We start from the raw sequence: 12476 nt of genomic DNA on the forward strand, positions 1-12476 counted from the left end.
CCAGCCACCCTAGCGTTTCGCGTATGCGGCGCAGACGCTCAACGATGGCTCGAGCCCCCGCCCGCCGGTTGACTGTCCTCATGTCCGTACTCCGGGTGGCCGCACTGATCGCGGCGACGATGACCACCGGCCTGATGGCCGGCGTCTTCGGTCTCTACCAGCACACCGTCATGCAGGGCCTGGCCCGAACCGACGACCGCACCTTCGTCGGCGCCTTCCAGGCCATCGACCGCGCCATCATCAACCCCTGGTTCATGGTCAGCTTCCTCGGCGCGCTGCTCCTGACCGCCGCGGCCGCGCTGCTCAACCCCGGCCGCGCCCCGCTGCCCTGGATCCTCACGGCGCTCGCCCTCTACCTGGCGGTCGTCATCATCACGATGGCCGTCAACGTCCCGATGAACAACGCCCTCAAGGCCGCCGGCGCCCCCGACCAGATCCCCGACCTGGCCGCCGTCCGCGCCCGCTTCGACGAGGCCCGCTGGCTCACCTGGAACCTGATCCGCACCCTCGCCACCACGGCGGCCTTCGGCGCCCTCTGCTGGGCCCTGACGGCTTCCCGACCCTGACCCCCCACCAAGATCAAGACCGTTCTCAGGTACGCGCACACCACGGCACCGTCCCCGCTCCGCGAGCTCGGACGTGGGTCGCGGCCCGTGCCGCGACCGCCGGACGTGGCGCTTTGCTCTGCTTACCCAGTGGCGCTTTGCTCTGCTTACCTATAGGAAGCACCGGAGGCCGGCGCCGTCCGGATGCGTCCGGCGCCACCGTGGTGCGTATGGGTAAGCAGAGCAAAGCGCCTTGACAGCAGGGTCGGGCTCGGGCAGCTTCCGGCCCGGGCTCGTGGCGGTCAGACCGTGGCGATGGTCGCGGCCACCTCGTCGACGAGTTCGCGGGCCAGGAAGCCGGTGCGCCCGTGCCGGGGGATGAGGCGCCGGCCGCTCACCGCGTGGGCGTAGGCGCCCCAGCACGCCGCCTGGGCCGGCTCGGCGCCCCGGGCGAGCAGGCCGGCGATGATGCCCGCCAGCACGTCGCCGCTGCCGGAGGTGCCCAGGCCGGAGTCGCCGCTCTCCTCACGCCAGGTGCGTCCGTCGGGGGCGGCGATGTGGCTGCGCAACGTCACGACCGCCTGGCGTTGCCCGGCGACCGCCCGGGCGGCGCCGGCCAGGTCGTCGCCGGGGTCGCGGCCGAGCAGGTGGGCGGCCTCGGTGGCGTTCGGCGTGAGCACGACCCGCGGGGACCGGCCGGCGAGCACGTCGGCGTCGTTGCTCAAGGCGCCCAGCGCGTACGCGTCCAGCACGACGGCCGCGTCCTTGTCGGCGACGTCGAGCAGTTCGCGCATCAGGCGGGCGGTCTCGTCGATGTCGTCGAGGCCCGGACCGATGGCCAGCACGTCGGCCTGCTCGGCGAGTTCCCGTAGTTCGCCGGGCAGGGCGGCGTCCTTGTCCGGCAGGCTGACCACCTTGGCCTCGGGCACCGCGATGCTGAGCGCGGTCGCGGTGCCGCCGTCGACCGCGAGCTGGAGCACCCCCGCACCGGCGCGCAGGGCCGCGACCCCGGCCAGCAGCACCGCGCCGGGGGTGAAGCGGGAGCCGCCGACCACCAGCACGGTGCCGCGGTCCTTCTTGCCGCCCTGCGGGTCGGGCAGCGGCCACGACCTCAGCAGGGCGGGCGTGATGACGTGTTCCTCAGGACGGTTCGGCATTCACGTTCTCCTGACGCGTCGGGGTGGCGCCCTCGTGGTGGAGGTGCTCGACGTGGTTGAACAGGTCGGGGACCAGCATTCCGCCGGCGCGGCGCCAGGTGCTGACCGAACAGTTCGCCACGGCGGTGCCGGCCGCGACCGCCATCAGCTCGGCCTCGCTGAGGTTCTCGGCCAGGTAGCGGACCATCAGGACCGTCGCGTCGTGGGCGAACAGCACGACCCGCCCGTCCGGATGGTCCTCACGGACCTCGCGCAGCAGCGCCCGTAGCCGCAGCAGCACGTCCGCCCAGGACTCACCGCCCGGCGGCCGGTAGTAGAACTTGCCGTGCCGCCGGCGCCGGGCCGCCTCGTGCGGGAGCCGGGCCTGGACGCCGCGCCCGGTGAGCAGGTCGAGGACGCCCAGCTCACGGTCGCGCAGCCGTTCGTCGACGAGCACGGGCACGCCGGTGTCGCCGAGGGCGATCTCGGCGGTCTGCCGGGCGCGCAGGTACGGCGAGACGATCGCGACGTCGGGCGTGTTCTCGGTGAGCCACTGCCCGACCGCGGCGGCCTGGTCCCGCCCGGTGTCCGACAGCGGCACGTCGGCGTCCCGCTCCGGAATGTCGATCGTCTCCAGCCCGTCGCGTTCCGCGTGCTCCGCGATGACATTGCCGGTGCTCTGCCCGTGGCGCACCACAGCCAGCCACCGCAGGCGTTCATCTCTCACGCAGCCTGTCTTACCCAGGACCGCCCGGATAATCGCCTCACCCGCGCGGGGACGATGGGGGGCCGCGGCGGTGAGGCCGGCCGGACCACCGATCTGAGCCCGGCGGCCGCGGCAAAGGCGGGAGCACCGGCTGGCTCGCGGAGTGGGGACGGTGCTGTGCTCAGCGCGTACCCCGGAATGTTTTAGAGAACCAGGCGGCTCCAGAACGGGACGGTGGGGCGGGCCGGCTCGCCGCCGGAGCCGGGGCCGATGCCGAACTCGCGGTGGAGGAAGTCCTCCAGGTCGTTGCCGTAGCAGACGATGTCGGTCTGGTAGATCGACATGACCGGGTGGCCGTGGGCGCCGCGGCCGGCCGGGAGGTAGCGGTGGGCGTAGACCGGGATCATGCGCGGGGCCGTGACCAGGCCGGTGCGGGCCACGTCGAGCGCGGCCTCCTCGGACGCCGGGCGCGGGCCCCAGCCGCCGTACCAGAAGTCGTTCTGGACCACGTCGAAGAGGACGCCGTCGACGGGCAGCGCCAGGCGTTCGCGGAGGGCGGCCCGGTCGCCGTCACGCCAGTCCGGCCAGCCGCGGCCGAAGGGCAGTCCACCGGCCAGGAATGCGCGATGATCGTCGGCGAAGCTGAAGGCGAACTCGTGCTCGACGGCGGCGAGCTCGGCATCGGACAGGCCGGGGCGGATGGAGAACCGGCCTGAGGCGGCCAATAAATCGGCGGCGGTCACTACGCCACCTTAGCCAGCGGATACAGCGAACGGTGTAGTTCCTACTCCGGATGGAGGAACGGCAGGTGACCGCGAGCGGACGACGCGCCGGACACCGGTGGATTCCTAGCGTTCAGGGCATGCGACGACACGACTTGACGACGGCGGCGGTCACGCTCATCGGGGTACCGGTGGGGATGGCGCTGACCGGGGGGACGATCAACACCACGATGACCGCGACGCTGGCCGTCTGGCTGGCGATCTTCGCCTTCTTCCTGCGGCGGTGGCCGCTCACCGTGCTGATCCTGTCGGTGGCGTCCGTGGCGGCGATGCGCGGCGCGGACCTGATCGGCGCGGGCTGGGCGTGGCCGGCCACGGCGGCGTTCGTGGCGATGGCCCTGTGGGGGCGGCTGCGCGCGGCGTCGATCGTCGCGGCGGCGATTCTGCTGTACGGCCTGCAGTGGGACGCGTTCGTGGACGTGGATCACGGCGTCGCGTGGGCGGTGGCCCATGTCGGGGCGGAAGCGCTGTGGATCGCCGCGGCACTGGCGGCAGCCACGGCGTACCGGAACAACCTGCGCTGGCGTACCGAGCTCACCGCCCGCCTCACCGCCGACGAGCACGAGCGGGAGCAGGCGGCCCGCCGGCGCCGCGCCGAGGAACGCGTGGAGATCGCCCGGGACCTGCACGACGTCGTCTCGCACACCCTCGCCGTGGTGGGCGTGCACCTGAACGTGGCGATCGACGCGTTCGACGACGACCGGGCCGAGGCGCGGGAGGCGCTCCGGCTGGCACAGGACGTGCGCAACCGGGCCATGCTGGATCTGCGGGCGCTCGTCGAGGTGCTGCGGGACGGCGCCCGGACGGATCAGCCGGCCGGTGAGCTGAGCGGGCTGGAACGACTCGCCGACCAGGTGCGCGGCGCCGGGCTGGAGGTGTCGGTGACCGAGGATGGTGACCGGCGGGACGTGCCCGCGCCGGTGGCGACCGCCCTCTACCGGGTGGTGCAGGAGGCGCTGACCAACACGGTGCGGCACGCGGGCGCATCCCGGGTGGACGTCCGGCTGCACTACCGGCCGACGGAGGTGGAGGTTTCGGTGGCGGACGACGGACGTGGCGGGTCGCCGGACGGTGACGGGCACGGCATTCCGGGGATGCGGGAGCGGGTGGCCGCGCTGCGCGGCGATCTCGCGCTGGTCTCCGAGGGCGGTTTCACGGTACGCGCGACGATCCCGCTGCCATGACGATCACCGTCCTGCTCGCCGACGACCAGCAGCTGGTCCGCGCCGGCTTCCGCAGCCTGCTCCGGCGGGACCGGGAGATCTCGGTGGTGGCCGAGGCGTCCACCGGGGACGAGGCGGTGCGGACCGCCCGCTCGGCGCGGCCGGACGTGGTGCTGATGGACATCCGGATGCCCGGTCTGGACGGCATCGAGGCGACCCGGCGGATCGTCGCCGACCCGTCGCTGACGGACTGCCGGGTGATCATCCTGACCACGTTCGAGACGGACGAGTACGTGTTCGCTGCGTTGGAGGCGGGGGCCAGTGGCTTCCTGACCAAGGAGGTCGACCCGGAGGGGTTGCGGCACGCCGTGCGAGTGGTGGCCGCGGGGGAGGCTCTGCTCTCCCCGTCGGTGACGCGGCGCGTGGTCAGGCAATTCAGCCTGGGCAAGTCGCCGCGCGCTCCCGGCGAACGGCTCGCCGTGCTGACCGCCCGGGAGGTGGAGGTGGTCCGGCTGGTCGCGACGGGACTGTCCAACGAGCAGATCGCCGCCGAGCTGGTGATCAGCCCGCTGACCGCGAAGACGCACATCACCCGGGCGATCGCCAAGCTGGGCGTCCGGGACCGGGTCCAGCTGGTCATCCTGGCCTATGAGGACGGGCTGGTGGAACCCTCCTGACATCGATGTCAGCGAGGTCTTGTGCATCGACCGGCATGACGGTCAGGATGTGTCGGGTGTGTTAAGCGCGCCCCCACATCCGACGTAGGAGACCGCATGCAACCGGCTCGAAAGGTCGCCGTCACGGCGTCCTTGGCGCTGCTGGCCTCGCTGGCCACCGGCAGCCCGGCGCACGCCGCCGACCCACCCTTCGCGTCCTCGTTCGAGGCCGGTGACCCGCAGCCGACCTGGTCCGACACGGTGGACACCGGCTCGGACGGGCCCCGATCGAGCGGCGTCGCCGGCCCGGTGCGGTCCGGCGCGCCCGGCAGCCTGCGGGACAGCGTGATCGCGATCTCCGCGAACGCGTCGCCGAACTCCGCCGAGGGTGTGAACAACCTCAACGACGGCGACTCCCAGACCAAGTGGCTGGTGGACACGCCGACGAGCTGGGCGCAGTACACGCTGGACGCCCCGGCGCGGGCGATCCGCTACACGATGACGTCGGCCAACGACGCGGAGGAACGCGACCCGCGCGACTGGCAGATCCTCGGCTCCGACAACGGCAGCGACTGGACCACCGTGGACTCGCGGACCGGTGAGACCTTCGCCGACCGGTACGTCACCAACACGTACGAGATCGCGAACCCGGGCTCGTTCAGCGTCTACCGGCTGAACATCACCGGCCACCCGTCCGGCAACCTGACCCAGCTGGCCGACTGGGAGCTCAACGACGGCACCACCTCCGAGCCGCCGGCCAACATGATCAGCCACGTCGGCACGGGCCCGACCAGCTCGCCGACCGCCAAGACCGGGGTGGGCTACTCCGGGCTGCGGGCGTTCCAGATCGCCGGGCGGCACACCGCCACCGGGCGCGGGTACTCGTACAACAAGGTCTACGACGTGGACGTCGAGATCACCGCCGACACCGAGCTGTCGTACCTGGTGTTCCCCGAGTTCACCAAGGACGACCTGAGCAACCCGGCGACGTACACCGCGGTGGACCTGGCCTTCACCGACGGCACCTACCTGTCCGAGCTGAACGCGGTCGACCAGCACGGTGCTCGGGTCAGCCCGGTGGCGCAGGGTGAGTCGAAGACGCTGTACACGCAGCAGTGGAATCTCAAGACCGCGCGGATCGGCGGCGTCGCCGAGGGCAAGACCGTCGACCGGATCCTGATCGGCTACGACAAACCGGCCGGGCCGGCGCAGTTCAAGGCCTGGTTCGACGACATCAAGCTGACGTCCGTCGAGCCCTCGGCCCCGAAGGCTCATTTGTCCGAGTACGCCGACACCCGGCGCGGCACGCAGTCGTCCGGTGACTTCTCCCGGGGCAACAACTTCCCGGCCACCGCGGTGCCGCACGGCTTCAACTTCTGGACCCCGGTGACCGACGCCACCACGACCCGCTGGCTGTACGAGTACCACCGGGACAACAACGCCGCCAACCGCCCGACCATCGAGGCGTTCTCGGCCAGCCACGAGCCCAGCCCGTGGATGGGTGACCGGCAGACCTTCCAGGTCATGCCGTCGGCCGCGCCGGGCACCCCGGACGCGAACCGGGCCGCCCGGGCGCTGGCGTTCGGTCACGAGAACGAGGAGGCCAAGCCGTACCACTACGGCGTCACCTTCGACAACGGGATGAAGACGTCGTTCGCGCCCACGGATCACGCCGCGATCTTCGACTTCACGTTCACCGGCGCCAGCTCGAACCTGATCCTGGACAATGCGGACGGCGAGTCCGGCCTGACCATCGACGCGGCCGGCCGGGCGTTCTCCGGCTGGTCCGACGTGAACAGCGGCAGCGGCTCGGCCGGACAGAGCAGGCTCTTCGTGTACGGCACGGTCGACGCCCCGGTCACCGCCAGCGGCATGCTGGCCAGTGGCAACCGGCCGTCCACCGGCTACCTGAAGTTCGACACCACCACCGACAAGACCGTGACGATGCGCATCGCCACGTCGCTGCTCAGCGTGAACCAGGCGAAGAAGAACCTGGACCTGGAACTGGCCGCCGACGCGACGGTCGCCTCGGTCAGCGCCGCGGCCCAGGCGTTGTGGGACCAGAAGATGCACGTCATCGAGGTGGAGGGCGCGTCGCAGGACCAGCTCACCACGCTCTACTCGAACCTGTACCGGCTGTTCCTCTACCCGAACTCGGCGCACGAGAACACCGGCACGACCGACGCTCCGGTGTGGAAGCACGCGGTGCAGTCGTCGACCACCACCCCGCCCAGCACGCCGACCGAGACCGGGGCCCAGGTCAAGGACGGCAAGGTGTACGTGAACAACGGCTTCTGGGACACCTACCGCACCACCTGGCCGGCGTACTCGCTGTTCACCCCCTCGCAGGCCGGTGAGATGGTCGACGGCTTCGTCCAGCAGTACAAGGACGGCGGCTGGATCTCCCGCTGGTCGGCGCCCGGATACGCGGACCTGATGGTCGGCACGAGCTCGGACGTCGCGTTCGCGGACGCGTACCTGAAGGGAATCGATTTCGACAAGAACGCGGCGTACGAGGCCGCGGTGAAGAACGCCACCGTGACCCCGCCCAACGGCAACGTCGGGCGCAAGGGCATGGCCACGTCGATCTTCAAGGGCTACACGCCGAGCGACTCCACCGGCGAGGCGATGTCCTGGGCGATGGACGGCTACATCAACGACTACGGCATCGCGAACATGGCGGCGGCGCTCGGCCACGACGAGGAGGCGGAGTACTTCCGCAACCGCGCGCAGAACTACGTCAACATGTTCGACCCGGCGGTCGGCTTCTTCCAGGGCAAGAACTCGGCCGGTGGCTGGCGGCAAGGCCCGCAGCAGTACGACCCGGAGGTGTGGGGCTACGACTACACCGAGACGGACGGCTGGAACATGGCCTTCCACGTCCCGCAGGACGGGCAGGGCCTGGCCAACCTGTACGGCGGCAAGGAAGGACTCGCGAAGAAGCTGGACACGTTCTTCGCGACGCCGGAAACGGCCACCAAACGCGGCTCGTACACCTCGGTGATCCACGAGATGCTGGAGGCGCGGGACGTCCGGATGGGCCAGTACGGCCACAGCAACCAGCCGTCGCACCACATCATCTACATGTACGACTACGCCGGTCAGCCGTCCAAGACGCAGAAGCTGGCCCGCGAGGCGGTGTCGCGGCTCTACCTGGGCAGCGAGATCGGCCAGGGCTACCCCGGCGACGAGGACAACGGCGAGATGAGCGCGTGGTACGTGTTCAGCGCGCTCGGCTTCTACCCGCTGCAGATGGGCAACCCGGCGTACGCGGTCGGCTCGCCGCTCTTCACCAAGGCCACGGTCAACCTGGAGAACGGCAAGAAGATCGTCATCAACGCGCCGGACAACTCGGCGTCGAACGTCTACGTGCAGTCGCTCAAGGTCAACGGCAAGGCGTACGACTCGACCTCCCTGCCGCACTCGCTGCTGTCGGACGGCGCGACGCTGGACTTCGACATGGGCTCGCAGCCGTCGGCGTGGGGTGCTTCCAGCCCGCCGCCGTCGCTGACCACCGGTGACAGGGTGGCCGACCCGCTGCGCGACCTGACCGGCCCCGGCAAGGGCACGGCGTCCGAGCCGGCGCTGGTCGACGACACCACGGCCACCCGGGCCACCCTGGCCGGCAACGCGTGGCAGTACCAGTTCGCGTCCGGCGGCGAGCAGCCGACGTTCTACACGCTCACCTCGAGCAACGTCGTAGGCGACCCGACGGCGTGGCGGCTGCGCGGTTCCTACGACGGCACCACGTGGACGACGGTCGACGAACGCGGCGCCCAGAAGTTCGACTGGCGCCTGCAGACCCGCCCGTTCAAGATCGCCAACCCCGGCACGTACGCCTACTACCGCCTGGAGGTGACGGCGGGCACGGCGGCCCTGTCCGAGATCGAACTCCTCGGCAAGCCCAAGCCCGCCTGCACCACCACGATCGGCGACAAGGTGGTCGGCGGCTTCACGGTGAAGTCCGGCGTCACCTGCCTCACGGCGGGCGCCACGGTCAACGGCTCCATCACGGTGAAGGACGGCGCTTCGCTCTACGCGACGGGCGCCACCCTCAAGGCCGACGTCACCGCCACCAATGCGGGCACCCTGTCCATCCTGAGCAGCACGGTGACAGGCACCCTCAAGGCGGCCGACTCCGGCCCGGTCAGCGTGGAGAACTCGGTCGTCCGAGGCGCGGTCACGATCCGCCGCAACGACACCGCCACGGTGATCTCCGCGAACCGCATCACGGGCGTCCTGGCCTGCTCCGGCAACGACCCGGCGCCGGTCGACAACGGCCTGCCCAACCGGGTGACCGGCAGCAAGCAGGGCCAGTGCGCCAAGCTCTGAGGTAACACGAGTACGTGCGGGGCGCCGTTCTTCCGAGCGGCGCCCCGCTTGTTACGTCAGGGTGCAGCGGGCCACCAGGAAGACCGGCTGGCGGGCCGCTTCGTGGCGGTCGCCGGTCGTCCACTCGGCGGGTGGGCGGGGCTCGCGCATCTCGGTGACGAGCAGGCCGCGCCGGGCGAGGGCGTTGAGGTAGGTGGACAGGGTGCGGTGGTTGGCGCCCACCCGGCGGCGCAGGGACGACTGCTCGCCGGTGGCGGTCCAGAAACCCTCGTCGTAGTACGTCCCGGTGGTGGGCCAGGTGCCGGAGACCGCGGCCGAGCCGGCGAAGCACGGGTGCAGGATCGAGAACACGAACGTGCCGCCGGGACGGAGCACGCGCCGGGTCGTGGCCAGGGCGCCGTCCAGGTCGTCGATGTCGGCCAGGCCGAAGTTGCAGACCACGGCGTCGAAGGAACCGTCGGCGAGGTCCAGTGCGTCGGCCGCGTCGGCGTGCACGTACCGGATGCCCGGCGGGTCGGCGACCGCCCGGGCCTTGGCCAGCAGGGCGCCGGAGAGGTCGGCACCGGTGGCCGTGGCGCCCCGCCGGGCCAGGTCGCGGGTCACCCGGCCGTGGCCGCACGCCAGGTCGAGGACTCGCCGGCCGCGCGGCGGCCCGAGCAGATCGAGCAGGGTGGTCAGCACGGGATCGGCGGGGTCGGAGAAGCCCGCGTCGTAGAAGTCGGCGACCGCGTCGTACCGGGCCTCACGCATGTCCGGAACCCTAGTCCTCGGTGGACTCGCGGCGCTGCTGGGCCTTGCGGCGCTTGCCCTCGTGCATGGCCGCCACCCGGGCGATCGGGATCGTGTGGCCCTCCTCGACCAGCCCGGCGTCCAGCGCCTGCGGCTCGGGCATCGCCTCGGCCCACGGGTCGCGGTCGCCGAGGCGTTCCAGCGCCGTCTTGATGGTGAAGTCGGCCGGCGTCACACCGTCCAACTCGGACCAGGACAGCGGGAACGACACCGGCGCGTTCGGGCGGATGCGCGGGCTGTACGCCGCCGCCACGGTCGCGCCGCCGGCCCGGGTCGAGTCCAGGAAGACCTTGCCGTGGCGGTCCTCGCGGATGAACGCCGTCGTGGCGATGGACGGGTCGAGGCGCTCGGCGCGGGCGGCGATGGCCCGGGTCGCGGCGGCCACGTCCTCGACGGCCGCGTCGGAAGGCAACGGTACGAAGATGTGCAGGCCCTTGGAGCCGCTGGTCTTGACGGCGTGGCCCATGCCCAGGTCGTCGAGGACCTGCCTGACCAGGCGGGCGGCGTCGACGACCAGCGGGAAGGCGCCGCCCTCGGGCGGGTCCAGGTCCATGATCAGGTGGGTGGGGTGGTGGCTGCCGACGCGCATCAGGGCGGGGTGGTACTCGATGGCCCGCTGGTTGCCGAACCACAGCAGGGTGCGGCGGTCGTTGCAGAGCGCGTAGTTGACCTTGCGCTGGGAGGCCTCCGCCCACACCTCGGTCCGCTCGACCCAGTCGGGGGTGTATTTCGGCAGGTTCTTCTGGACGAAGGAATCCTGGCCGCGCAGCACCCGGATCACGGTCAGCGGCCGGTCGGCGAGGACCGGCAGGATGCGGTCGCGGACCGCGTCGAGGTAGTCGATCAGGTCGCGCTTGGTCACCCCGGCGTCCGGGAAGATCTCCTGGTCCAGGTTCGTCAAGGTGACGCCGTCAAGCTCCATCACGACCACCCTGCCATGCCCAGCGCCGGAATGACCATGACCAGGGTGAGCACGACGTACACCCCGCCCAGGCGGTACTGCGTGTTGCTGACCGCGATGACCGCCGCGACGAACGGCAGCAGGATCGCGACCAGCGCGGCCAGGTAGCGCTCGCCGCCGGCCGGGCCGGGGGTGGCGAGGCTCCAGCCGAGCAGCAGCGCCATGGTGACCAGCCACGCCAGGGTGACCGCGGTGACCCGGAGCGCCACCTCGGTGCGCCGGGCCACGTCGCGGCGGGGTTCGACCTTCGACAGGGCAACGCGCATGGCAAGTCCGGACTGCTGCTCGTCCACCGTCGTCACGCGCTCAGCCTAGGGGCGCGCGGCCTCGCTCGCAGGGTTCGTAATCAGTCCGCGACCAGCGCGATCACATCGGCGACGACCACCGCGACGTTGTCGGGCGCGCCGTGGGTGTGTGCCAGCTCGATCAGCCGGTCGGCGACGGCGCCCGGGTCGTCGCCGGGGAGCGCCGCCGCCAGTCCGGCGGGCGGAACCGCGGCCCACAGCCCGTCCGAGCAGAGCAGATAGCGGTCGCCGGCCAGCAACGCCCGCTGCCCGAGGTCGGGTTCGTCGTTGCCCCCGCCCAGCGCTCGCACCAGCACCGCGCGCTTCGGATGGTCCGCCGCCTCACCCGCCCCGATCTTGCCGGCGTCGACCAGCGTCTGCACGTACGAGTGATCCTGGGTCAGCCGGAAGAGCTCACCGTTGCGCAGCAGATAGGCGCGGGTGTCCCCGATATGGGCCAGCAGCAGCTTGTCGGCGGATCGGATCAACGCGGTCAGGGTGGTCCCAGGGCCGTCCATCGCCTTGATCGTCCGGCCGGCGGCGGCCACCTGGTCGGCGAGCTCGCCGAGATCGGACGCGCCGGCACGGACCGCCGCCACGGCCGCCGCACTGGCCTCTTCGCCGTTGGGCAGCCCGCCGAGCCCGTCGGCGACGGCGAGCACCGTGCTGTCGGCGTACGCCACATCCTCGTTTGTCTCTCGCACCAGACCGATCGCGGTCCGCGCGGCGGAGGTCAGTCCCAGCTTGGTCATCGGAGTTCCTCTCAGCAGATCGACGAGGAGTCCGGCCTCGCGTGCCCGTGCCGCGGCGTCCGCCTCCAGCCCGGCCCGGAAGGTCGCGACCACCGACGCGGCCGAGTCCGGCGGCAGATCGCACACCTCCCGGATCCGGGTCAGCGGCATGTCCACCCGGCGCAGGCGGGCGATCAGCCGGGCACGGTCGAGCTGGTCCGGGGCGTATAACCGGTACCCGGTCACGGCGTCCACCGCGGCCGGGCGGAGCAGGCCCTGCTCGTCGTAGAGACGCAGCGCCTTCGCGGTCAGCCCGGCGGCACGTGCGAACGCGCCGATCGTCAGCAGCTCCACCCGTACCCTCCTCGTGCCGGTCCGGTGACCGGCACGA

Annotated in this window: 11 protein-coding genes; 4 read left to right on the forward strand and 7 right to left on the reverse strand. The window is 71.5% G+C overall.

The annotated features are described in order from the left end of the window. The first annotated feature begins 80 nt into the window (after window positions 1–80). Window positions 81–566, forward strand: a complete 486-nt coding sequence (locus QSK31_RS07425) for an anthrone oxygenase family protein (protein ID WP_285682208.1) — start codon at window positions 81–83, stop codon at window positions 564–566. 281 nt (window positions 567–847) lie between these two features. Here the strand turns inward: QSK31_RS07425 and QSK31_RS07430 are convergent, their stop codons facing one another. The 3 genes from QSK31_RS07430 to QSK31_RS07440 form a co-directional block, all read right to left on the reverse strand. Continuing rightward, window positions 848–1702 (reverse strand): NAD(P)H-hydrate dehydratase, encoded by an 855-nt coding sequence (locus tag QSK31_RS07430; RefSeq protein ID WP_285682210.1) that lies wholly within the window; start codon window positions 1700–1702, stop codon window positions 848–850. After that, the gene (locus tag QSK31_RS07435; protein ID WP_285682212.1) at window positions 1686–2408 is read right to left on the reverse strand and encodes a histidine phosphatase family protein; all 723 of its coding nucleotides are present in this window, start codon (window positions 2406–2408) and stop codon (window positions 1686–1688) included. Before QSK31_RS07435 ends, QSK31_RS07430 begins: the two co-directional genes overlap by 17 nt. Before the next feature lie 182 nt (window positions 2409–2590). Then, window positions 2591–3130: a hypothetical protein gene (locus QSK31_RS07440; protein WP_285682214.1), complete on the reverse strand. Its 540-nt coding sequence runs from the start codon at window positions 3128–3130 to the stop codon at window positions 2591–2593. A gap of 119 nt (window positions 3131–3249) precedes the next feature. Here QSK31_RS07440 and QSK31_RS07445 point away from each other — a divergent pair, with 119 nt between their 5' ends. The 3 genes from QSK31_RS07445 (at window position 3250) to QSK31_RS07455 (ending at window position 9320) form a co-directional block, all read left to right on the forward strand. Next, window positions 3250–4353: an ATP-binding protein gene (locus QSK31_RS07445; RefSeq protein ID WP_285682215.1), complete on the forward strand. Its 1104-nt coding sequence runs from the start codon at window positions 3250–3252 to the stop codon at window positions 4351–4353. Further along, complete coding sequence (locus tag QSK31_RS07450; protein WP_285682216.1) at window positions 4350–5009, forward strand: response regulator; 660 nt, start codon at window positions 4350–4352, stop codon at window positions 5007–5009. The genes QSK31_RS07445 and QSK31_RS07450 overlap by 4 nt, the downstream gene beginning before the upstream one ends. Window positions 5010–5105: 96 nt before the next feature. Beyond that, window positions 5106–9320, forward strand: a complete 4215-nt coding sequence (locus tag QSK31_RS07455) for a GH92 family glycosyl hydrolase (RefSeq protein ID WP_285682217.1) — start codon at window positions 5106–5108, stop codon at window positions 9318–9320. 51 nt (window positions 9321–9371) lie between these two features. Here QSK31_RS07455 and QSK31_RS07460 read toward each other — a convergent pair whose 3' ends face one another. Genes QSK31_RS07460 through QSK31_RS07475 form a run of 4 tightly spaced genes read right to left on the reverse strand, consistent with a single transcriptional unit; the run spans window position 9372 to window position 12439 of the window. Further along, complete coding sequence (locus QSK31_RS07460; RefSeq protein ID WP_285682218.1) at window positions 9372–10070, reverse strand: class I SAM-dependent methyltransferase; 699 nt, start codon at window positions 10068–10070, stop codon at window positions 9372–9374. A 10-nt stretch (window positions 10071–10080) separates the two neighbouring features. Continuing rightward, window positions 10081–11031 carry a non-homologous end-joining DNA ligase gene (ligD, locus tag QSK31_RS07465; protein ID WP_285682220.1) on the reverse strand — a complete coding sequence of 317 codons (951 nt, stop codon included), beginning with the start codon at window positions 11029–11031 and terminating at the stop codon, window positions 10081–10083. Further along, a complete protein-coding gene (locus QSK31_RS07470; RefSeq protein ID WP_285682222.1) occupies window positions 11031–11372 on the reverse strand; it encodes a hypothetical protein in 342 nt (113 codons plus the stop codon). Before QSK31_RS07470 ends, ligD begins: the two co-directional genes overlap by 1 nt. A gap of 44 nt (window positions 11373–11416) precedes the next feature. After that, complete coding sequence (locus QSK31_RS07475; protein WP_285682224.1) at window positions 11417–12439, reverse strand: MerR family transcriptional regulator; 1023 nt, start codon at window positions 12437–12439, stop codon at window positions 11417–11419. Window positions 12440–12476: the final 37 nt, after the last annotated feature.

It is taken from the genome of Actinoplanes sp. NBRC 103695 (genome assembly GCF_030269485.1).
Classification (GTDB): domain Bacteria; phylum Actinomycetota; class Actinomycetes; order Mycobacteriales; family Micromonosporaceae; genus Actinoplanes.